Origin of the sequence: Sphingopyxis sp. (assembly GCF_035565275.1) — a bacterium.
Classification (GTDB): Bacteria; Pseudomonadota; Alphaproteobacteria; order Sphingomonadales; family Sphingomonadaceae; genus Sphingopyxis.
Window position 1 is genome coordinate 1 of sequence record NZ_DATMST010000034.1, and the last position, 21,549, is coordinate 21,549.

Below are 21,549 nucleotides of genomic sequence, written 5' to 3' on the forward strand. Positions count from 1 at the left end.
GCAGCAGCCGCACGCCCAGCCGCGCCTCGATCCGGTCGATCGTGCGACTGACCGCCGATGGCGTGAGGCCGAGGCAGCGGCCGGCGGCCGAAAAACTGCCCTCCGCGACGGTCGCGGCAAAGACTTCCATCGATCGGGCGCGATCGCCGCCGCCCTCCATCTTTGCGTTCATTTCAAAAATCCTTCGCCTGAACCGACGCTACTCCAGTAGGGCGTGCACGTCCATCTATGCGTTCAACGCAACCGAAAGGGTGGATCATGGAATATCGTCAATTGGGATCATCGGGGCTGCGCGTTCCGGCCCTGAGCTTCGGCACGGGCACCTTCGGCGGGCAGGGGCCGTTGTTCGGCGCATGGGGCACGAGCGACGCGACCGAAGCGCGGCGGCTGATCGACATCAGCCTCGACGCCGGTGTCACCTTGTTCGACACCGCCGACGTCTATTCGAACGGCGCGTCGGAAGAGATATTGGGCGAAGCGATCAAGGGACGCCGTGATGCGGTGCTGATCTCGACCAAGACAGGCCTGCCGATGGGCGACGGTCCGCAGGACTGGGGCGCCTCGCGCGGCCGGCTGATCCGCGCCGTCGAGGATGCGCTCCGCCGGCTCGGCACCGACCATATCGATCTGCTGCAGCTTCACGCGTTCGACGCGTCGACGCCGGTCGACGAACTGATGGACACGCTCGGCGCACTCATCGCCGCAGGCAAGCTGCGCTATGCCGGCGTCTCCAACTATCCCGGCTGGCAGCTGATGAAGGCACAGGCCGCCGCCGATCGCCTCGGCACGCCGCGCTTCGTCGCGCATCAGGTCTATTATTCGCTGATCGGCCGCGCCTATGAGGCCGACCTGATGCCGCTCGCGGCCGATCAGGGTGTCGGCGCGCTGGTGTGGAGCCCGCTCGGCTGGGGGCGCCTGACCGGCAAGATCGGGCGCGACCGCCCCGTTCCCGCGGGCAGCCGCCTGCACGACACTGAACAGTTCGCACCGCCGGTGACCGAAGATCTGCTTTACCGCGTCGTCGACGCGCTCGAGCTGATCGCGGCCGAAACCGGCAAGACGGTGCCGCAGATCGCGATCAACTGGCTGCTCCGGCGCCCCACGGTCGCGTCGGTGATCATCGGCGCGCGCAACGAGGAGCAACTGCGGCAGAATCTCGGCGCGGTCGGCTGGGCGCTCGCCGCCGACCAGGTGGCGGCGCTCGACGCCGCTAGCGATGTGCTGCCGCCCTATCCGCACACCCCTTATCGGCAGCAGGCGGGGTTCGCCCGCCTGAACCCGCCGCTCGTCTGATCGGAAGAACCGACATGAAAATCAACTTTCCCCTCCTTGCACTTGCGACCGGTGCCTTTGGTATCGGCATCACCGAATTCGCGCCGATGGGCCTGCTGCCCGACATGGCCGAAGGGCTGGGCGTTTCGATCCCCGCCGCCGGGCTGCTCGTCTCGGCCTATGCGCTGGGCGTCATGCTCGGCGCGCCGCTGATGACGCTCACCACGGCGCGGATGAACCGGCGCACCCTGCTGATCGGGCTGATGGCGATCTTCACGCTCGGCAATTTCCTCTCCGCGATCGCGGGCGATTATTCGACGCTGATGGTCGCGCGCGTGATCACCTCGCTCAATCATGGCGCCTTCTTCGGCGTCGGCTCGGTCGTCGCGGCCAGCCTCGTCGCCCCCGAAAAGCGCGCGAGCGCGGTTGCGGCGATGTTCATGGGGCTGACGCTCGCCAATGTCGTCGGCGTGCCGCTCGCGCCATGGATCGGCGAGAATTTCGGCTGGCGTACCGCATTCGGCATCATCGCGATCTGGGGCCTGATCACCATGGTCGCGCTCCGCTTCGCGCTGCCCGACATCGGACGCGACGCGGGCGGCAATATGCTCGCCGAGCTGGGCGTGCTGAAACGCCGCGAGGTGCTGATCGCCCTTGCGCTCACCGCGATCGGGTCGTCGGCGATGTTCACGGTCTTCACCTATATCGCGCCGATCCTGACCGAAGCGACCGGGGCGGGGACGCTGTTCGTGACGGCGATGCTGGTGATTTACGGCCTTGGCCTCACCGCCGGCAACTGGCTCGGCGGCATTTTCGCCGACCGCTCGATCGACCGCACCCTGATCGTCTCGCTCGGCGGGCTCGCGGCGATGCTCCTGCTGTTCGCGATTACGATGTACTCGCCGATTGCCGCCGCGATCACGATTTTCCTGTGGGGCGTCGCGACCTTTGCGATCGTGCCGCCGCTCCAGATGCGCGTGATGGAGGCGGCGTCGGACGCCCCCAATCTGGCTTCGGCGGTCAACATCGGCGCGTTCAACTTCGGCAATGCCATCGGCGCTGCGGTCGGCGGCGGGGTGATCGGGCTTGGCCTCGGCTTTCCGGCGGTGTCGATTGCCGGGGCGGTGATGGCGGTTGCCGGGCTCGCGATCGTACTGGCATCGCGGACGCGGAAATCGCCGGCACTCGTTGAGGTCTGACGATTGCCATTTCGGCGGCGGAGCCTATGCAATCATTGCCATGAACGCCGAGATTCTCGCTGTCCTGACGGGCAGGGCCCGCCCCTTCCGGGGCGATGAACCGAGCGCCATCGGCAAGCTGCCGGTGGCGGACGCGGTCGCGGTCGATGCGATGGGGCTCGCCGGTGACGAGCAGGCGGACCGTAGCGTCCATGGCGGTATCGACAAGGCGATCCACCATTATCCGGCGGATCACTATGACTGGTGGCGCGAGTATCTGGGGGACGCCCCCTTGCTCGAAGCTCCGGGTGCGTTCGGGGAGAATATCTCGACCGAGGGTCTCGACGAGCAGAATGTCTTTCTCGGCGACCGCTTCCGTCTGGGCACCGCGCTCGTCGAAGTGACGCAGGCGCGCCAGCCGTGCTGGAAACTCGATCATCGTTTTCAGGCGAGGGGCGTGATGGCACAGGTGGTGAAGACGCGGCGGACGGGCTGGTATTACCGCGTGCTCGAACCGGGTCAGGTGCGCGCCGGCGATGCGCTGGATCTCGTCGAGCGACCGTATCCCGACTGGCCGCTGGCGACTTTGTTCGCCCTGCTGATCGGCGGCGAGGCGAAAGATCGGCCGGCGGACCTGCGCGCGCTACGCGATGTGCCCGTCCTCGCCGAAACATGGAAGGCGCGGCGCGCGAAGCTCGCCGAACAGTTCGGCGCCGATTAGGCGGTCATCGCATAGCGTTTCGGCGGCTCCCCGACATAGCGCGCAAAGGCGGTGCTGAACGCGCTCGCCGATCCATAGCCGACGCGCTCGGCAATTTCGGCGAGACCGCCAGCCTTGCGACGCAGTAGATCCTTGGCGAGGCTCATTCGCCAGCCTTGCAGATATTCTATCGGCGGCACGCCCACGGTACGCGCGAAACGGTCAAAGAAGGCCGAACGCGACAGCGCCGCCTCTCTCGCGAGTTCGGCAACGGTCCACGGGTGCGCAGGCGCGCCATGGATTTGCCGGATCGCGGCCGCGAGCCGCGGATCGCCAAGCCCGCGCAGCAGCCCCGGCGGCGCATCGTCCCCTTCGATCGAGCGCAGCGCCTCGACGATCAGGACCTCGATGAGGCGCGACAGGATCAGGTCGCAGCCCGGTCGCTCTTCGCCTGCCTCCTCGCGCACCAGCCGCACGAGCGTCGTCAGCCGTTCCGCGCCGCGCAAATGGATGAGTGCGGGCAATTGCGACACAAGCAGGCCCGCATCCGGCGAATCGAACACGAAATAGCCGCCGAGCATCCGCACATCCGCGTCGCCCTCCTGCCGGCCGTGGCGTACCTCCCCGGCAACTCCGGCGGCGGCGTGCGGATCGACAAAGACGGGTTCGGCAGGTTCGAATCCCGCCATGGTGAAGCCCGGCGTCGCGGGTAGCAGCACGAAATCGCCGGCCTCGAGCGTCACCGTTTCCGCGCCGTCGACCGCGAGCCGGCACCGCCCCTCGATCACCGTACAAAAGCCCGGATGACCGAAATCGCCATAACGCACTGCCCAGGGTCCGGCGCCGCTGATCCCCTTGGCAAAAACGGTGCGCGGGCGGAGCAGCGCGATGAGATCGGACAGAGGATCGGGCATGTCAGGACGATTGATAATGAATAACGGATTTTGGATTATAGATAGTCCTGATATCCTTGGCTAGACGCTTTCCACCAACTTCGAAAAGGAAAGTGCCCATGAAAACCATCCTCATCACCGGCTGTTCGTCGGGTTATGGCCTTGAAACGGCAGTCCATTTCCACGCGCAGGGCTGGAACGTCATCGCCACGATGCGCAAACCGCGCCGCGACCTCTTTCCCGCGTCGGAACGGCTGCGCACCCTTGCGCTCGACGTCACCGACGCCGACAGCATCGCGCTGGCGCTCGAATTGGCCGGACCGATCGACGTGCTCGTCAACAACGCCGGTATCGGCCTGTTCGGGGCGCTCGAACATTCTCCCATGCAGAAGATCCGCGACGTCTATGTAACCAATACGCTGGGCACGATCGCGATGACGCAGGCGGTGATTCCGCAGATGCGCGAGCGCGGTTCGGGAACGATCGTCAACGTCACCTCATCGGCGACGCTCGCAAGTTTCCCGCTCGCCGCTGCCTATACGGGCAGCAAGACCGCGATTCAGGGTTTCACCGGTTCGCTGGCGCACGAACTGGAGCCCCTCGGTATTTCGGTGAAACTCGTCGAACCCGGCTATGGTCCGACGACCGCCTTTGCGCAGAACACCGATATCAGCCTCGAGGATGTGCTGCCCGAACCTTATGGCAGCTATGCCGCGCCGATCCTTGCCGCGATGGCAGAGCCCGCGCTGTTCACGACCGAGGCTGACGTCGCGGCAGCGGTGTGGCAGGCCGTGCACGACCGGACGGGACAGCCGCATTTCCCCGCGGGCGCCGACGCCATCGCGCTCGTGGCCTGACGCTACGGTCGGGGATTCGGGGTATCGCCGAAAAATTCGGCATCGGCCTGCCGGGCTTCGGCCGCGATGCGTTCGACATGGTCCGACAGGCGCCCGGTTTCCGCAGGCGTGAAATGCAGCCCCAGCTTGCTCCGCCGCCAGAGAACGTCGTCGGTCGTGCGCGCCCATTCGCGCATAGCCATCCAGCGCAGTTCGGCGACGCTCAGCCCGTGCGCAATCTCGCCGCCAAGCGCGTCCCAGCCGGTGGCGTCGCCCAGCCAGCGGCGCGCATCGGTGCCATAGGCCTTGACGATGCGGTCGACGGTCGCAGCGCTCAGGAAGGGGTAGGCGAGCCTGTATTCGGCCTTGAGCGGCGCAGCGCCGTCGGTCGGGAAATCGCCGCCCGGGAGCGGCACCTTGGCAGTCCGGCGCTTGCCGGAGAGCGCCGGGATGTGATTGGCGAGTTCGTCGACCGCCTCTTCGGCGACATGGCGATAGCTGGTGATCTTGCCGCCATAGATGGTGAGCAAGGGCGCGCCTTCATCCATGTCGAGGTCGATGCGGTATCCACGCGTCGCGGCTTCGGGCCGGCCCGATCCGTCCTCGATCAGCGGCCGCACGCCCGAATAAGTCCAGACGACATCGGCGGGGGTAACGGGGGTGCGGAAATAGAGGCTCGCCCCTTCGCAGAGATAGGCGATTTCCTCGTCGCTCGCCTTCGCCTCGCTTGCCGGCCCGTCATGATCCTGATCGGTCGTGCCGATCAGCGTGAAGTCGCGTTCGTAGGGAATGGCGAAGAAGATGCGCCCGTCGGGAAGCTGGAAGAAATAGGCATAGTCGTGCTCGAAAATCTTGCGCACGACGATGTGCGAGCCGCGGACGAGGCGCATCTGGTGGTCGGGTTCGGCATCGGCGCGTTTGAGCAGGTCGAGCACCGCCGGACCAGCCGCATTGACGACGCTGCGGCCGGCGAAGCGATATTGATGGCCCTGATCGTCGCTCGCGTCGATGATCCACAGCCCGTCCTCGCAGCGCAGCATTTCGGCGCGCGTGCGGGTGCGCACGCGCGCGCCATGATCGGCAGCGTCGCGCGCGTTGAGCGCGACGAGCCGCGCGTCATCGACCCAGCCGTCCGAATATTCGAAGCCCTTCGCATATTGCGGCTGGAGCGGTTCGCCCGCGGCATGACGGCGAAGGTCGATCGATCGCGTCGCGGGCAGCTTCTTGCGGCCGCCGATATGGTCATAGAGGAAGAGGCCGAGCCGCAGCAGCCAGCGCGGACGAAGTCCCTGCCGGTGCGGCAACACGAAGCGCAGCGGGTGGATGATGTGCGGAGCGATGCCCCACAGCACCTCGCGTTCCTTCAATGCTTCGCGCACGAGGCCGAATTCATAATGTTCTAGGTAGCGCAGCCCGCCGTGGATCAGCTTGGTCGACTTCGACGAGGTGCCTTCGGCCAGATCGTTCGCTTCGAGCAACAAGACCCGCGCGCCGCGCCCGGCGGCATCGCGTGCGACGCCGGCACCGTTGACGCCGCCGCCGACGACTATGACATCATAGGGAGGGGCGCTGTCCGGCATAATCGAATTCCTATGGCAGCGTTGTCGGATTTGCCAAGGGCCGACATCGTATGCGGCTTACGTATGCGCGTTGCATTCGCTTCGTGTATCCCCCAATTCCTTCCATGTTATCCAAGGGGACGATTGTGAGCGTGAAAGTCGAAACATTGGTGCTGTTCGGCGCGACGGGCGATCTCGCGCAACGCATGCTCTTTCCCTCGCTCTACAATCTCCACCTCGACGGGTTGCTTGCCGATACGCTGACGATCATCGGATCGGGGCGATCGAAGATGGATCGCGCGGCATTTCAGGCGCAGGTGCGCGAGGCCTTGGCGGAGCATTTGCCCGCCGATCGCATCGAGGACGCGGGGGTCGCCGGTTTCCTCGATCGCATCGATTATTGCGCGATCGATGCCGGGGCGGGCACGGGTTTTGACGAGCTCGCGGCGCTGCTCGGCGACCGGATGAGCCGTCCGATCGGCGTCTATCTGTCGACCCCGCCGTCGATGTTCGGGCCGATCGCGCAGGGGCTGAATGCCGCCGGTATCGCGTGCGCCGAATGCCGTATCGCGATGGAAAAGCCGATCGGCCACGACCTCGCCTCATCGCGTGAGGTAAATGCGCAGGTCGGCGACGCCTTTGCCGAAGACCGGGTCTTCCGCATCGACCATTATCTCGGCAAGGAGACGGTGCAGAACCTGCTCGCGCTGCGCTTTGCCAATATGCTCTTCGAGCCGCTGTGGAATGCGCAGGCGATCGACCATGTCCAGATCACTGTCGCCGAGACCGTCGGGCTCGAAGGCCGGGTTTCCTATTATGATGGCGTCGGCGCGCTGAAGGACATGGTGCAGAACCATATGCTGCAGCTGCTCGCGATCATCGCGATGGAGCCGCCGTCGAGCGTCTCGTCGACCGCGGTGCGTGACGAGAAGGTCAAGCTGCTGCGGAGCCTCCGCAAGATGAGCGCCGAGGATGTGAAATCGCACAGCGTCAAGGGCCAGTATACGAGCGGCGCGGTCAATGGCGGCGCGGTCGCGGGTTATGCCGACGAACTCGGCAACCCGTCGAACACCGAAACCTTCGTCGCGATCAAGGCCTATATCGACAATTGGCGCTGGAAGGGCGTGCCCTTCTACCTGCGCACCGGCAAACGCATGCCGCAGCGCAAGTCCGAGGTGCTGATCCAGTTCAAGCCGGTGCCGCACAATATCTTTGCGCGCGTCGGTGCGGGCAAGCTCGACGCGAACAGCATGATCATCAACCTCCAGCCCGAGGAGAATATCCGGGTCAAGGTGATGGCGAAGCAGCCAGGGCTCGACCGCGACGGCGTGAAGCTGAAGGAAGTGACGATGGACGTCTCGCTCTCGCACAGCTTTGCGGGCGAGCGGCGGCGGATTGCGTATGAACGTCTGTTGCTCGACTTCATCGAGGGCGACCAGACGCTGTTCGTGCGCCGCGACGAAGTCGAGGCGCAGTGGCAATGGATCGATTCGATCCGCGACGCATGGGCGGCGGTTGACATGGCGCCGCAGAATTACACGGCGGGAAGCTGGGGGCCGTCGAGTGCAATCGCGCTGATCGAGCGCGACGGAGCGAGCTGGCATGACTGATCTGAACCCCGCAATCGCCAAGGTCACCGATCGGATCGTCGAGCGGAGCCGCCGGGGCCGTGCCGCCTATCTCGACCTGATGGACCGCCAGCGCGAGGCGGGCACCAACCGCGGCAATCTGTCGTGCGGCAATCTTGCGCACGGATTTGCTGCCTCGGGCGAGGACAAGCCGGTGATCCGCACCGGCGCGGCGATGAATATCGGTATCGTCACCAGCTATAACGACATGCTGTCGGCGCATCAGCCGTACGGACGCTATCCCGAGCAGATCAAGCTTTTCGCGCGCGAAGCCGGTGCCACGGCGCAGGTCGCGGGCGGCGTCCCGGCGATGTGCGATGGCGTGACGCAGGGGCAGGCGGGCATGGACCTGTCGCTCTTCAGTCGCGACAATATCGCGCAGGGGACGGTGATCGCGCTCAGCCACGCGATGTTCGAAGGCGCGCTTCTGCTCGGCATCTGCGACAAGATCGTCCCCGGCCTGCTGATCGGCGCGCTGCGTTTCGGCCATCTGCCGCAAATCCTCGTGCCGGCCGGACCGATGCCTTCGGGGCTTGCCAACAAGGAAAAGCAGCGCATCCGCCAGCTCTATGCCGAGGGCAAGGCAAGCCGTGACGAGTTGCTCGAGGCGGAAGCTGCGAGCTATCACGGCGCGGGCACCTGCACCTTCTACGGCACCGCGAACTCGAACCAGATGATGATGGAGCTGATGGGGCTGCACGTCCCCGGCAGCGCCTTCACCAACCCGGGCACGAAGCTGCGGCAGGAACTGACGCGTGCCGCGGCGCACCGGATCGCCGCGATCGGTTGGGACGGCGACGATTATCGTCCGCTCGCGCGCTGCATCGACGAAAAGGCGATCGTCAACGCCGCAATCGGTCTGCTCGCGACCGGCGGCTCGACCAACCATGCGATCCATCTGCCCGCGATCGCGCGCGCGGCGGGGATTATCATCGACTGGCAGGATTTCGACGAGCTGAGCCATGCGGTGCCGCTGCTCGCGCGCGTCTATCCGAACGGCGCGGGCGACGTGAACAATTTCCACGCCGCGGGCGGCATCGGCTATGTCGTGCGCGAACTGCTCGGCGCCGGATTGCTGCACGGCGATGTGCTGACGGTCGGCGGGACGATGGCCGACTATGCGGCGGAACCGGTGCTGGTGAACGACGAACTTCACTGGCAGGCTGCGCCGGCGACAAGCCGCGACGATACGATGCTGCGCCCCGTCGCGGCGCCTTTCTCGTCCGACGGCGGGATGCGGCTGCTTGCGGGCAACCTCGGCCGCGCGATCATCAAGACAAGCGCGGTCGCCGAGGATCGCTGGACGATCGAGGCGCCGTGCCGGATCTTCGATACGCAGGATGCGGTGCTGACTGCGTTCAAGGCGGGCGAACTCGAACGCGATGTGATCGTCGTCGTGCGCTTTCAGGGGCCGCGCGCCAACGGCATGCCGGAACTCCACAAACTCACCCCCGCGCTCGGCGTGCTGCAGGATCGCGGCTTCCGCGTCGCGCTGCTCACCGACGGCCGTATGTCGGGCGCGAGTGGCAAGGTGCCCGCGGTGATCCATCTGTCACCCGAGGCTCTGCCCGGTGCGGATGGGGTCAGCGGTCCGCTGGCTTTCCTTGCCGACGGCGATATCGTCCGCGTTTGCGCCCGCAAGGGCGAGGTGCTCGCGCTCGTCGACCCCGCTATCTGGGTTGCACGCATCGCGGCGGCCCCGCCGCCACCTGCGGTCGGTGTCGGACGCGAGTTGTTCGCCTTGTTCCGCCACCACGCCGACGAAGCCGAAAAGGGCGGATCGGCGATCTTGGCGGCGATGGAACAAGTGATCTAGCCGTCGCCCCCGCCAGGACGGGGCCGCCGGCAATCAAGTGTAGGACCGATAACGGCCCCCGCCTTCGCGGGGGCGACGGATTGAGAATGGAGTGAAGAATGTCCAACAGCGGTATCGAGCAGATCATGCGCATCGCGCCGGTCATCCCCGTGATCGTTATCGACCGCGTCGAGGATGCGGTGCCGATGGCCGAGGCGCTCGTCGCGGGCGGGCTCAAGGTACTCGAAGTAACGATGCGGACGCCGGCGGCACTCGATGCAATCAGGGCGATGAAAGCCGTGCCCGGCGCGGTCGTCGGTGCGGGCACGGTGCTCGACCCCCGAATGCTCAAGGACGCGATCGACGCGGGCTCCGAGTTCATCGTGTCGCCCGGCCTTACCGACAGCCTCGGTGAAGCGGCTGTGGCGAGCGGCATCCCCTTCCTGCCCGGCGTCGCCAACGCGTCGAACATCATGGCGGGGCTCGACATCGGACTCGACAGTTTCAAATTCTTTCCCGCAGCGACGAGCGGCGGCATCCCCGCGCTCAAGGCGCTCGCGGGACCGTTCGGCGGGGTCAATTTCTGCCCGACCGGCGGGATCAGCGCCGCAACCGCGCCCGAGTGGCTCGCGCTGGGTCCGGTTCTGTGTGTCGGGGGCAGCTGGGTCGTCCCGTCGGGGCCGCTCGACCCTGCCAGAATCGAGGCACTTGCGCGCGAGGCGGCCGCCCTTTCGGGCCATTGATAAACGCCATCTTTACTGCCACTGTGCTTGGGTAAAACGGCAATATAGTCGTTGGTGGGGAGATGCGCGTGCCGAGGCCGCAGCCGCATTTGGAAGAAGTTCTCGCGTCCGAACCCGGATCGCATATCGCCGCGCTGTTCGATTTCGACGGCACGATCATCTCGGGCTATTCGGCGACCGCGATGCTGCGCGAGAAATTCCAGCGCCGCGAAATGTCGATGGAAGAGATTGCCGAGACCGCACAGGTCATCGCGCAGCACAGCCTTGGCACCATCGGCTTTTCGGGGCTGATGTCGGGCGCCGCCAAATTCATGAAGGGCGTCGAGGAAGAAAGCTTCGTCGAGTTCGGCGAGGAACTCTACAAAAAGCATATCGCGCGGAAGATCTATCCCGAGACGCGCGCGATCATCGAAGCGCATCAGGCGAAGGGGCATCGCGTCGCGATCATCTCGTCAGCGACGATCTACCAGATCGAACCGACCGCGCGCGATCTCGGCATCACCGACATCAAATGCTCGGCATACGAGATCGAGGACGGGGTGTTCACCGGCGAGATCATCCGGCCGCTGTGCTTCGGCGAGGGCAAGGTGCTGGCGGCCGAGGAACTCGCCGCCGAATATGGCCTCGATCTCGACCAGAGCTTTTTCTATTCGGACAGCGACGACGACATCGAACTGCTCGAACGCGTCGGCAAGCCGCGCCCGCTCAACCCCAACCTCAAGCTGAAAGCGATCGCCGAGGAAAATGGCTGGCCGGTCCAGCGGTTCGGCAGCCGCGGCACGCCGAGCTGGGTCGATTATACGCGGACCATCTATGCTACCGGCTCGCTCGTCGGTGCCTTTGCGGCGGGGTTGCCGATCTGGGCGCTGACGCGTTCGCAGCGTGAGGCGGCGAATTTCTCGATCGGGCTGTTCGGCGACTTTGCGACCGCGATCACCGGGGTCGAGCTGGAGGTCGAGGACGAGAAGAATCTCTGGTCGGCGCGCCCGTGCGTCTTCATCTTCAACCACCAGAGCAAGGCGGACGTGATGATCCTCGCCAAGCTCATCCGCCGCGACATGGGCGGGGTGGGCAAGAAAGAGATCAGGGATATCCCGATACTCGGCAAGCTGATGGAATGGGGCGGTACCGTCTTCGTCGACCGCGCCGACGGCAAAAGCGCGATCAAGGCGATGGAGCCGCTGGTCGATGCTATCCGGGTCGAGGGCAAGTCGATCTGCATCTCGCCCGAAGGCACGCGCAGCCTGACGCCGAAGCTCGAACCGTTCAAGAAGGGCGCCTTCCACCTCGCCATGCAGGCCGGCGTGCCGATCGTCCCGATCGTGATCCATAATGCGACCGACGTCGCGCCGAAGAACGAGTTCGTGATGCGCCCCGCAACCGTGCGCGTTACCGTGCTGCCGCCGGTCGACACGTCGAAGTGGAGCCCGCGGACGATCAACAATCACGTCCGCGATGTGCGGAACATGTTCCTGCGCACGCTGGGCCAGCCCGAGGAAAGCGTCGCGGAATCGGTGGCGAAGGAACCCGCGCCCGAGGCTGCTCCGCCCGAGGCCAAGGCCGAAAAGGCCAAGCCAAAAAAAGCGGCCGCGAAAAAGCCTGCCGCGAAGAAAAAGGCGCCCGCCAAAAAGCCCGCGGCCGCCAAGGGAAAGACCGGCTAGGCGGTGGCCGACGGAACGCCCCGCACCGGAATCGTGGCGGAGCAGGCGGCCGACCGCCTCTATATCATCGACGCGCGAAACGGGGTCGAGCGGCGGCTGTTGCTCGACTGGATTCATTCGACAAGTGGCGATGGCGATCCGGCCTGGGCGAGCCTCGATATCGAGGATGGCGATCATGCGCTCCCCGTCGACGTGCTGCAGGCGCGGCTCGGCGGCACACCGTCGCGGCAGGTGGTGCCGCTGCGCGTCGCTTGGCGTATCCCGGGTTTCGACAAGGACCGCGCGCTCAGGTTCCGCCACCTGATCTTCGGCGACCCGCGCCATCCGGGACCGCTGCGTTCGCGGCTGATCCTGCTCCGCGACCGGCGCCGTGCGCAGATCCTGGTCGGCGAAGCGGCGACGCTCGACATTCTCCGCGACCGTTTCTGCCTGCAGACCGGCGGAGGCGATGGCGAGGGGGCGCACAGCCCCGAGTTCGCAGGGTTCGTCGCGCGGCAGGCGGCACTCGCGCTCGACGTCGCCGAGCGCGGGATCCGGGGAACACGATACAAGGTGCCGCGCTTCGTCGCCGATGGGCTGCGCACCAGTCCGAAATTCCGGGCGGCGCTCGCCGAGCTTTCGGAGAAGACCGGGCGCCCGGTCGGCGATCTCTATCGCGAGGCGCGGCCGCTGATGAAGGAGGTCATCGCGCGGCCCTCGGCGCTGTTCCTCGATCTGCGTGCCCGGCTCGATCGCATGATGTTCGGCGGCTACGCGCCAGAGATGGAAATCGATGCGGCCGAACTGGCAAAGCTGCGCGGCATCCTGCGCGAACATCCGACCGCAATCCTCTTCACCCACAAGACCTATATCGACGGCGCGACGCCCAGCCGGCTTGCCTATGAGAATGACCTGCCGATGCTGCACAGCTTCGGCGGCGCCAATCTCGACTTCGCGGTGATGGGCGAATTTTTCCGCCGTTCGGGGATGATCTTCATCCGCCGCAGCTTCCAGGACCAGCCGGTCTACAAGCTGGTGCTGCGCCATTACATCGCCTGGCTCCTCGCCAAGCGTTTCCCGCTGTCATGGGCGTTCGAAGGCACACGTTCGCGGCTCGGCAAGCTGATGCCACCCAAATATGGCCTGATGAAATATGTCCTCGACGCGGCGCATGCGACGGGGACGAAGGATGTACATTTCGTGCCCTTCGTCACCAGCTTCGACCTGATCCGCGACGTTGAGGAATATGCCGCCGAACAGACGGGGCGGAACAAGAAGCCCGAGAGCCTGTCGTGGTTCCTCGGCTATATGAAGAGCCTGAAGGAGCCCTCGGGCCGCATCCGGCTCGATATCGGCGATCCGGTTGTAATCGAATCCGCGCCGGAGCCCGACGACAAGCGCGCACTCGAAAAGATCGCCTTCGCCGTCGCGGTCGAGGCGAACCGGGTGACGCCGCTGACCGTCACCTCGGTGATGTGCCTGATCCTGCTCGGCATGGCGCCGCGCGGGGCGACCTCCGCCGAACTGCTCGGGGCGATCGGCGCAGTGACCGACTGGGCGCGAGCGCGCGGTATCCGCCTCAGCAGCGAACTCGAAAGCGGCGACGATACCGCGCTGTCGGCGACCGTCGACACGCTCGTCACGAGCGGGCTGCTCGCGCGCTACGAGGCGGGCAGCGAGAATGTCTATTCGATCGACCCCGCCAAGCATCCGATGGCGAGTTATTATCGCAACATCATCGCGCATCATTTCCTCGACCGCGCGATGATCGAACTCGCGCTGTTCGAATTGCGCGACGCCGACAGCGGCGATGCAACCGCCGCCTTCTGGGCCAGGATCGACCGCCTTCGCGACCTGTTCAAATTCGAATTCTTCTATCCGCCGCGCGACGAGCATCGCGCCGCGATCGAAGCCGAACTGGCGCGCATCGATCCCGTCTGGGACCGCCGCCTCGCGAGCGGCGACCGGGGCATCGCGCAGCTTATCCGCCGCTGTCAGCCGGTCGTGGGCCACGCGATCCTGCTGCCGTTCGCCGAAGCCTATTCAGTCGTCGCCGACCTGCTCGCGCGGGCAAGGCCGGGTGACGTCGTCGATGAAAAGGCGTTGCTCGATGCCGCGCTTTCCGAAGGCAAGCAAGCCTGGCTGCTGCGCCGGATCAGCAGCGAGGCGGCGATCGGCAAATTGCTGTTTGCAAATGGCCTGTCGCTGATGCGCCATATGGGGCTTGCGGAGGAGGCGACGCCGGTCAATCTCGCGGCACGCCGCGCGCTGCTGATGGAACTGCGCGGCCTCGCCAACGTCATGGAAACGATGCGGCTTTCGACCGTTGCACTCGCCGACCGCTTGCCGGGTTCAGGAGGATAGATGCTCAAACAGCTCAGCGCACAGGACGCCCAGTTCCTCTACACGCAGACCGCAAACAATCTGACGCACATCATGGGGGTCTATATCTACGACCCCTCTACCGCGCCGGGCGGTTTCGTGCGCTTCAAGGATATCATCCGCCACGTCGAAAGCCGTGTCGGCACCTCGCCGCTGTTCAAGCGCCGGCTGCACCGGCTGCCGTTCGACATGGACCATCCCTATTGGGTCGAGGACGAGCATTTCGATATCGAGGCGCACATGAGCCACGCGCGCCTGCCCGAGCCCGGCGACTGGCGGCAGTTCTGCATCGCAGTCGCGCGCTGGTTCTCGAAACCGATGGATATGAACCGTCCGCTCTGGGACATTTACATCATCGAGGGGCTCGATCGCATTCCGGGCATCCCGAAGGGCAGCTTCGCAATGCTCCACCGCGTCCATCACGCCGCGGTCGATGGCGCGTCGGGCGCGCACGCCTTTATCGCGATGAGCGATATCGACGCAAACGGCACGCCCGCGATTGCCGAGCCGCCGCCGGTCGAGGAACTCGGCAAGGCACCATCGAGCACCGAGACGCTCTCGCGCGCCTGGTCGGCGTCGATGCAGTCGCCGGTCAAGTTCATGAACGCGCTGATGAAGATGTCGCCCGCGATCATCTCGTCGGCGCGCAAGTCGCTTGCCGAAGGCGGCATGAGCGCGGGGGTTCCCGAAACGCGGTTCAACGTGCCCGTCGGGCCGCACAAGATGTTCGACGCGACGACGGTCGCGCTGACCGACGTCGCCGAAATCCGCAAGAAGGTACCCGGCGCGACGGTCAACGACGTCGTGCTGACGACCGTCGGCGGCGCGCTCAGGAAATATCTCGCAAAGCACAAGGAGTTGCCCAAAGACAGCCTTGTCGCGGTTGCGCCGATCAATTTGCGCGGCAAGGGCGGCAAGGCGTCGAAACCGGGCAATCAGGTGTCGGCGATGAGCGTGCCGATCCGCACCGATATCGCCGATCCGCTCGAACGGCTCGCCGCGGTTCGCGACTATACGGTCGAGGCGAAGGAAGCGAAAGCCGGCGTCAGCGCCCGCATCATGACCGACCTGTCGCAGCATATTCCCGGCGCGACGATGGCGGCGGTCGCGCGGCTCGTCACCAGCGAACGCTTCGCGGTGCGCGGGACCAATCTTTTCATCTCGAACGTGCCGGGCGCGCAGGTGCCGCTCTATCTGGCGGGTGCGCAACTCGTGCAGCAGCACGGCATGGCCCCGCTCGCGAACAATATGGGGCTGTTCGTCGCGACCCCCAGCTATAACGGACGGATCGCCTTTTCGATCATCTCCGAACGTGCGGTGATGCCCGACATCGCTTTCTTTCGCGAATGCATTGACGAAAGTTTCGCCGACCTGATGGCGGCCGTGCCGAAACCCGAAAAGCCGAAAGCCGCTACGGCAGCGCCGAAACCCGTGGCCAAGCCGAAGGCCAAACCGAAAGCTGTCCCGAAACCTGCCGCCAAGCCCAGGGTGAAACCGGTTGCTAAAGCGAACGCAACCGGCAAGACTCGCAAAAAATAAACCATGCTCTCGCAGGATTACCGCATGCTTTTTACCCCGACGCTCAGCGCCGACCGCGATCTTGTGACCGCACCCGATTATGCCGCTTGGACCAAAGCGGCGCACGAGCATGACCGGAAATCGGGGCTTCAGGCGTGGCGCGACGCTGATGAAAGCAAGCATTTCGACTACAAGGCGATCCGCGCCCGCCTCGAAAAGCTGCGCAAGCTGTCGGCGGCGGGTGACGTCAAGGGGCTGCTCTTCGTGCTCAACGAAGGCATCCACGGCAATATCGACGGCATGGGGCACGAGCGCCTCTATCAGAAGGCGCGTTTCGGGACGAAGAAGCTGATCGAGGATTATGTCGCCGAGGTCGTCGCCTCGCTCGACAAGATTGCCACCGCGCGCAGCATCACCCGCGACGAAAAGCGCGATTTCTTCCGCCGCGCCCAGCATTGCTACGGTCGCTCGGCGCTATTGCTCTCGGGCTCGGGCAGCTTCCTCTTCTTCCATATCGGCGTCGTGAAAGCGCTCTGGGAAGAGGGCGTATTACCGGCGATCATGTCGGGGGCGAGCGGCGGGTCGATTGTCGCCGCGGTCGTCTGCACGCGCAAGAATGCCGACATCGGCGCCTTCCTCGAAAGCGAGCGCCTCGCCAATCCCGACCGCGATCCCGAAGGGCGGCGCCTTGCGCCCGACGAGGTACGCGAGCGCCTCGCCGACCTGATCCCGGACCTGACCTTTCAGGAAGCCTATGAGATCAGCGGCCGCCATCTCAATGTCTCGGTCGCTCCTGCCGAAAAGCATCAGAACGGGCGGCTGCTCAACGCGATCACCGCGCCGAACGTGCTGATCCGCGAAGCCGTGCTTGCATCGTGCGCGGTGCCGGGGGTGTTCCCGCCCGTGATGCTGATGGCGCGCGACGATGCGGGCAATCGCGTCCCCTATCAGCCCGACCGGCGCTGGGTCGACGGATCGGTGACGCATGACATCCCGACCAAACGGCTTGAACGGCTGTACGGGGTCAACCATCATATCGTCAGTCAGGCGAACCCGATCGCGCTGCCGTTTGCGACCGATACGCGCAAGCAGATGGCGCCGATCGAGGCCATTCAACATGCGTCGATGACGACGTTCAAGGCGTGGCTCAACGCGAATATGGTCATTTTCCAGAAGCCGCTCGAGCTGATTCCGCCGCTCAACAGCATCGCGAACATGGCACGCTCGGTGATCAATCAGGAATATACCGGCGACATCAATATCATCCGGCCGCCGAAATTCTGGTCGCCGACCAAGATCCTGTCCGACCTCGGGCAGGAGGATATCGATGAACTGATCGACACCGGCGAGCGCACCGCGTGGCCGAAGGTCGAAATGGTGCGGACGCAGACCGCGATCAGCCGCGCGCTCGAAGCGATATTGGCGAAGATCGACAAGGCGGGCGACGACGGCCCCGGGCACCGCAGCGCGGCGCTGAAAAAGGCGGTTCGCTGAGCATGGCGGCGGGTGCGGTGATCCTGCCTGCCGGTTCTGCCGGCGCCGGCGCCAAGCTGCATGTCACCCACTGGCTTCCCGAAGGCCGTCCGCGCGCGATCATATTGCTCGCGCATGGCTATGCCGAACATGCCGGGCGCTACGAATATGTCGCAAAACGCCTGACCGGTGCGGGCTATGCCGTCTATGCCGTCGATCATTGGGGGCATGGCAATTCGGACGGCGAGGGCGGTTTCGTCCCGCGCTTCTCGGCCTTTCTCGACGGGATGGCCGAACTGCTGACGCTCGTCGAGATCAACCATGCCGATACGCCGCGCCTGCTCCTCGGCCACAGCATGGGCGGGCTGATCGCGACCCTGTTCCTCGTCGAACGGCAGCAGGCGTTCGTCGCCGCCGCGCTTTCGGGCCCCGCGATCCTGCCCGCCGAACCGCCGTCGCGCTTCACCGTCTGGATCAGCCGTTTCCTTTCGCGCTTTTTCCCGCGTCTCGGCGTGTTGTCGCTGGATTCAAATGGCGTCAGCCGCGATCCGCAAGTGGTCGCCGCCTATCAGGGCGACCCGCTTGTCTATGGCGGCAAGATCGGGGCGCGGCTGGGCAAGGAGTTCATGGACGCGATGGCGGTTGCACAGGCCGACGCGCCGAAGATCCACCTGCCCATCCTGATCCAGCATGGCGAAGCCGACCGGCTGACCGCGCCCGCGGGATCGCGCTACCTGTTCGACAATGTCGCGTCGCAGGACAAAAGGCTCGAAATCTATCCCGGCCTGTTCCATGAAATCTACAACGAGCCCGAACGCGACGCGGTACTGGACGATCTTATCGGCTGGTTCGATGCGCATGTGAAAGCCAAGGGGGCGGCATGAAAATCCTTCTCGTCCTGATCTTCGCGCCGCTCATCACGCTTGCGCTACTCTATTTCCTTTTCCCCGAACAGCTTGTGCAACTGATGCGCTGGCTGATGCGCAAACGCGCGCGCGTCGTGCGCAAGACGGTGGTCGTCGATGGCCGCATCTGGCCCTATCTGGAAGGCGGCGATCGCTCGAAGCCGACGCTGGTGATGGTCCACGGTTTCGGCGCCGACAAGGATCACTGGACCTTTTACGCGCCGTGGCTGACGCGCGACTATCATCTGATCGCCCCCGACCTGCCGGGGTTCGGCGAAAATGACCGCGACGGCGAATTGCCGTTCGACGTGACAAGCCAGTCCGCGCGGCTGAAGGGCTTTCTGGACGCGCTCGGCATCGAACGGCCGCATCTTGGCGGAAACAGCATGGGCGGCTGGATCGCGCTGCGTTTCGCGATCGACTATCCCGACCGCCTGCGCACGCTGACGCTGATGAACAATGCAGGGATCATGGGCGCCGACGAAAGCGAATTGCAGAAACTGGCGGCGGACCGCGACTATAATCCGCTGGTCCTCGCCAGCCTCGAGGACGCCGATCGGCTGATCGCCTTCGTCGTCCGCAAGCCGACGCATGTGCCGGCGCGGCTGAAGCCGGTGATCTACGCTGACGCGCTCAAGCATCGTGACCTGCTCGACAAGATTTTCTGGGTCATCGCCGACGAGATGGAACAGAAGCCGCTCAACGACCAGCTCGGCGGCGTGAAGGTGCCGACGCTTGTCATCTGGGGGCGCCATGACAAGCTGATCGACGTCAGCTGCGTCGCGGTGCTCGAAGCCGGGATCGCTGGCAGCCGCTCGCACATCTTCGAACATGTCGCGCATGTGCCGATGATCGAGGACCCGAAGGCCACGGCGGACGTCCAGCGCGAGTTCCTTGCCAAGCACTGAAACAGTCGCCAGTCTCTTCCTGAAATAAGGGGAGAGACAAATGCGGTTGAAGGTCGGCCTGCTCGGTGGGGGCAGCTGGGGGACGACGGTCGCGTCGGTCGTATCGCGCAATGCGCCGATCACCCTGTGGGCACGCGATGCCGAAACGGTCGATGGCATCAACGCCGCGGGCGAGAACCGCAAATATCTGCCCGGCATCAAATTGCCGCCGATGCTGCGCGCGACGAGCGATATGGCCGAGGTGGTTGCAGGTGCCGACGTGCTCGTCATGGGCGTACCCTCACACAGCTTCCGCGCGGTGCTTGAGGAAGCAAGGAACCATCTTCGCCCGTGGGTGCCGGTGATCAGCCTGACCAAGGGCCTTGAACTGTCGTCGGGCAAGCGGATGACCGAACTGATCGAGGAAGTGCTGCCCGGCCATCCGGTGGGCGTGCTCACCGGCCCCAATCTCGCGCGCGAGATCATGACGGGGCAGGCCGCGGCGAGCGTGCTGTCGATGGAGGACGAGATCGTCGTCCGCGCGCTTCAGCCGGTGTTTCATTCGGGGCTGTTCCGCGTCTACACCAACACCGATCTCTTGGGCTGCGAACTCGGCGGGGTGCTCAAGAATATCATCGCGATTGCGGTCGGCATGGGCGACGGGCTCGGCGCGGGGGACAATACGCGTGCAGGGCTGATGACGCGCGGGCTTTCGGAGATTACCCGGCTGGGTGTCGCGATGGGCGGGCGCGCCGAAACCTTCGCGGGGCTCACCGGCATGGGCGACCTGATCGCGACCTGCACCAGCCCGCTGTCGCGCAACCGCCATGTCGGGGTCGAACTCGGCAAGGGCCGCCCTATCGACGAGATCATCGCGGGAATGAACATGGTTGCCGAGGGTGTGAAAAGCGCGCCGACGGTGATGGCGCTTGCCGACAAATATGGCCTCGACATGCCGATCGCGCGCGACGTTTTCGATGTGACACAGGGCAAGCGCAGCGCGATGGATGTGTTCCGCGGCCTTCTGAAATCGAGCGTGGGTGACGAGGCGCATCCGGGCTGAAATCCGGCGATTCCGGCGATTCCACCGCCAGCCGTGCCGAATCGCCGTCGAGTCGGGAAGAAAACGCCCGACTCTTTCGTTTCTCTTTCTGTCCCAACAGGGTCCGGAAGGAGAAGAGAGATGAAAAAATGGACGAGTTTGGCGCTGCTTGTGGCTCTTCCCGCCACCGCTGCCGTTGCCGGTGTGCCCTATGGTTCGATGCCGCCGGGATTCGAGGCGCCGCACATCCGTACCGCGCCGATTGCGGGAATCGTGAACCAGCAGTGGTATAATTACAAGGCTGACATTCTGGAGGCAGAAAAGGAGCTGAACAGCGATCTTCGCCACTCGACCGACCGCGAGGACCGTTGGGACGCGTGGGATGAATGGGAGACCGAAGTGGTCGACGCCGACAAGGATTATGTGAAGGAAATGCGCAAGAAGGGCTATCGCAGCGGCCGCGTGACGGTCGGCGGCTGATAACCCGGCCCTTGCCCGGGTAGAAGGGGGCGGATGCCATGCGGCGTCCGCCCCTTTCGCTTGTCTGCTATTTCCAGTGGCCGTCGCGTGCGGCACGTTCGGCGTCGGCGTCGAGCGGATCGCCCGCCATCATCGCGGCGGCATCGGCCGCCAGCGTGCCCGACGCAGCCTGGCGATATTCACCCCCGACCTGCCCGCGCAATGTGCGTTCTAGCGTCCACCCATCCTTTTCGCGGCAACCGATGCCGGCAAGCTCGCCCACCTCGAAACTGCGGCAATAGCGCCCTCTGCCGTCACGAAAGCTCAGCCCGATCCGCACGGTCGCATCATCCGGCTGGGTCGACGCGAGCTGCGTGTCGAGCGCCCCGGCGAGCGCGCCCGATGCGAAGAGCGTGCCGTTCGTTTCATTCACGTCGGCCGCCGGCATCCACGGCCGCAGCCCGATCGTCAGCCCCAGTGCCAGCGATGCCGCGACCGCGCCCCAGTGGACCGCCGAAAAACGTGCGCGTTTCGTCTCGCGGCGGTCGGCAAGGCTGGTGTCGACCGTCGTCCCGGTCGTTCCGGTCAGCAGCGCGCGCAGCCGTTCGGGCACCGCTTCGTCGGCGACCGGGCCGAAAT

19 protein-coding genes are annotated in these 21,549 nt (G+C 65.2%); 15 read left to right on the plus strand and 4 right to left on the minus strand.

From position 1 onward, the window contains the following. On the minus strand, positions 1–172 hold a 172-nt coding region (locus VN047_RS02330), incomplete at its 3' end, for a LysR family transcriptional regulator (protein WP_325539666.1). Positions 173–258: 86 nt separating this feature from the next. Between VN047_RS02330 and VN047_RS02335 the strand changes: the two genes are divergently transcribed. Genes VN047_RS02335 through VN047_RS02345 form a run of 3 tightly spaced genes read left to right on the plus strand, consistent with a single transcriptional unit; the run spans position 259 to position 3,171 of the window. Next, positions 259–1,293, plus strand: coding sequence for an aldo/keto reductase (locus tag VN047_RS02335; RefSeq protein WP_325539630.1), 1,035 nt, complete (start codon positions 259–261; stop codon positions 1,291–1,293). 14 nt (positions 1,294–1,307) lie between these two features. Continuing rightward, entirely contained in the window at positions 1,308–2,471 is a 1,164-nt protein-coding gene (locus VN047_RS02340; RefSeq protein WP_325539632.1) for an MFS transporter, read from the plus strand. Positions 2,472–2,511: 40 nt separating this feature from the next. Further along, on the plus strand, positions 2,512–3,171 hold the full coding sequence (locus tag VN047_RS02345) for an MOSC domain-containing protein (protein WP_325539634.1): 660 nt from the start codon (positions 2,512–2,514) through the stop codon (positions 3,169–3,171). On the opposite strand, the gene VN047_RS02350 is transcribed toward VN047_RS02345, so the two are convergent. Beyond that, positions 3,168–4,064, minus strand: coding sequence for an AraC family transcriptional regulator (locus tag VN047_RS02350; RefSeq protein WP_325539636.1), 897 nt, complete (start codon positions 4,062–4,064; stop codon positions 3,168–3,170). The genes VN047_RS02345 and VN047_RS02350 overlap by 4 nt on opposite strands. 98 nt (positions 4,065–4,162) lie before the next feature. Here VN047_RS02350 and VN047_RS02355 point away from each other — a divergent pair, with 98 nt between their 5' ends. After that, positions 4,163–4,900, plus strand: a complete 738-nt coding sequence (locus tag VN047_RS02355) for an SDR family oxidoreductase (protein WP_325539638.1) — start codon at positions 4,163–4,165, stop codon at positions 4,898–4,900. A 2-nt stretch (positions 4,901–4,902) separates the two neighbouring features. On the opposite strand, the gene glpD is transcribed toward VN047_RS02355, so the two are convergent. Next, the gene (gene glpD, locus VN047_RS02360; RefSeq protein WP_325539640.1) at positions 4,903–6,459 is read right to left on the minus strand and encodes a glycerol-3-phosphate dehydrogenase; all 1,557 of its coding nucleotides are present in this window, start codon (positions 6,457–6,459) and stop codon (positions 4,903–4,905) included. Positions 6,460–6,563: 104 nt separating this feature from the next. On the opposite strand from glpD, the gene zwf reads away from it, so the two are divergent. The 11 genes from zwf (at position 6,564) to VN047_RS02415 (ending at position 20,931) form a co-directional block, all read left to right on the plus strand. Next, a complete protein-coding gene (gene zwf, locus VN047_RS02365; protein WP_325539642.1) occupies positions 6,564–8,048 on the plus strand; it encodes a glucose-6-phosphate dehydrogenase in 1,485 nt (494 codons plus the stop codon). After that, positions 8,041–9,882: a phosphogluconate dehydratase gene (gene edd / locus VN047_RS02370; protein ID WP_325539644.1), complete on the plus strand. Its 1,842-nt coding sequence runs from the start codon at positions 8,041–8,043 to the stop codon at positions 9,880–9,882. The genes zwf and edd overlap by 8 nt, the downstream gene beginning before the upstream one ends. A 98-nt stretch (positions 9,883–9,980) precedes the next feature. Beyond that, a complete protein-coding gene (gene eda / locus VN047_RS02375) occupies positions 9,981–10,604 on the plus strand; it encodes a bifunctional 4-hydroxy-2-oxoglutarate aldolase/2-dehydro-3-deoxy-phosphogluconate aldolase (protein WP_325539646.1) in 624 nt (207 codons plus the stop codon). Between the two features lie 89 nt (positions 10,605–10,693). Then, on the plus strand, positions 10,694–12,265 hold the full coding sequence (locus VN047_RS02380) for an HAD-IB family hydrolase (protein ID WP_325539648.1): 1,572 nt from the start codon (positions 10,694–10,696) through the stop codon (positions 12,263–12,265). Positions 12,266–12,268: 3 nt separating this feature from the next. Beyond that, complete coding sequence (locus VN047_RS02385) at positions 12,269–14,608, plus strand: glycerol-3-phosphate 1-O-acyltransferase (RefSeq protein ID WP_325539650.1); 2,340 nt, start codon at positions 12,269–12,271, stop codon at positions 14,606–14,608. Next, on the plus strand, positions 14,609–16,165 hold the full coding sequence (locus tag VN047_RS02390) for a wax ester/triacylglycerol synthase family O-acyltransferase (RefSeq protein WP_325539652.1): 1,557 nt from the start codon (positions 14,609–14,611) through the stop codon (positions 16,163–16,165). A 24-nt stretch (positions 16,166–16,189) separates the two neighbouring features. Next, on the plus strand, positions 16,190–17,638 hold the full coding sequence (locus VN047_RS02395) for a DUF3336 domain-containing protein (RefSeq protein WP_325539654.1): 1,449 nt from the start codon (positions 16,190–16,192) through the stop codon (positions 17,636–17,638). Between the two features lie 2 nt (positions 17,639–17,640). Further along, the gene (locus tag VN047_RS02400; RefSeq protein WP_325539656.1) at positions 17,641–18,501 is read left to right on the plus strand and encodes a lysophospholipase; all 861 of its coding nucleotides are present in this window, start codon (positions 17,641–17,643) and stop codon (positions 18,499–18,501) included. After that, entirely contained in the window at positions 18,498–19,430 is a 933-nt protein-coding gene (locus VN047_RS02405; RefSeq protein ID WP_325539658.1) for an alpha/beta fold hydrolase, read from the plus strand. Before VN047_RS02400 ends, VN047_RS02405 begins: the two co-directional genes overlap by 4 nt. A 40-nt stretch (positions 19,431–19,470) precedes the next feature. Further along, on the plus strand, positions 19,471–20,472 hold the full coding sequence (locus VN047_RS02410; RefSeq protein WP_325539660.1) for an NAD(P)H-dependent glycerol-3-phosphate dehydrogenase: 1,002 nt from the start codon (positions 19,471–19,473) through the stop codon (positions 20,470–20,472). Positions 20,473–20,592: 120 nt separating this feature from the next. Next, positions 20,593–20,931, plus strand: a complete 339-nt coding sequence (locus tag VN047_RS02415; RefSeq protein WP_325539662.1) for a hypothetical protein — start codon at positions 20,593–20,595, stop codon at positions 20,929–20,931. A 67-nt stretch (positions 20,932–20,998) separates the two neighbouring features. On the opposite strand, the gene VN047_RS02420 is transcribed toward VN047_RS02415, so the two are convergent. Further along, positions 20,999–21,549, minus strand: a 551-nt coding sequence (locus VN047_RS02420) for an anti-sigma factor (RefSeq protein WP_325539664.1), incomplete at its 5' end; no start/stop codon positions are given.

What these genes read in the sequence shown, in the direction of transcription:
- VN047_RS02390 (WP_325539652.1), top strand. Translation starts at nt 14,609, where the DNA reads ATGCTCAAACAGCTCAGCGCACAGGACGCCCAGTTCCTCTACACGCAG.
- zwf (WP_325539642.1), top strand. Translation starts at nt 6,564, where the DNA reads ATGTTATCCAAGGGGACGATTGTGAGCGTGAAAGTCGAAACATTGGTG.
- VN047_RS02335 (WP_325539630.1), top strand. Translation starts at nt 259, where the DNA reads ATGGAATATCGTCAATTGGGATCATCGGGGCTGCGCGTTCCGGCCCTG.
- VN047_RS02355 (WP_325539638.1), top strand. Translation starts at nt 4,163, where the DNA reads ATGAAAACCATCCTCATCACCGGCTGTTCGTCGGGTTATGGCCTTGAA.
- eda (WP_325539646.1), top strand. Translation starts at nt 9,981, where the DNA reads ATGTCCAACAGCGGTATCGAGCAGATCATGCGCATCGCGCCGGTCATC.
- VN047_RS02415 (WP_325539662.1), top strand. Translation starts at nt 20,593, where the DNA reads ATGAAAAAATGGACGAGTTTGGCGCTGCTTGTGGCTCTTCCCGCCACC.
- VN047_RS02395 (WP_325539654.1), top strand. Translation starts at nt 16,190, where the DNA reads ATGCTTTTTACCCCGACGCTCAGCGCCGACCGCGATCTTGTGACCGCA.
- VN047_RS02350 (WP_325539636.1), bottom strand. Translation starts at nt 4,064, where the DNA reads ATGCCCGATCCTCTGTCCGATCTCATCGCGCTGCTCCGCCCGCGCACC.
- VN047_RS02340 (WP_325539632.1), top strand. Translation starts at nt 1,308, where the DNA reads ATGAAAATCAACTTTCCCCTCCTTGCACTTGCGACCGGTGCCTTTGGT.
- edd (WP_325539644.1), top strand. Translation starts at nt 8,041, where the DNA reads ATGACTGATCTGAACCCCGCAATCGCCAAGGTCACCGATCGGATCGTC.
- VN047_RS02400 (WP_325539656.1), top strand. Translation starts at nt 17,641, where the DNA reads ATGGCGGCGGGTGCGGTGATCCTGCCTGCCGGTTCTGCCGGCGCCGGC.
- VN047_RS02345 (WP_325539634.1), top strand. Translation starts at nt 2,512, where the DNA reads ATGAACGCCGAGATTCTCGCTGTCCTGACGGGCAGGGCCCGCCCCTTC.
- VN047_RS02410 (WP_325539660.1), top strand. Translation starts at nt 19,471, where the DNA reads ATGCGGTTGAAGGTCGGCCTGCTCGGTGGGGGCAGCTGGGGGACGACG.
- VN047_RS02405 (WP_325539658.1), top strand. Translation starts at nt 18,498, where the DNA reads ATGAAAATCCTTCTCGTCCTGATCTTCGCGCCGCTCATCACGCTTGCG.
- glpD (WP_325539640.1), bottom strand. Translation starts at nt 6,459, where the DNA reads ATGCCGGACAGCGCCCCTCCCTATGATGTCATAGTCGTCGGCGGCGGC.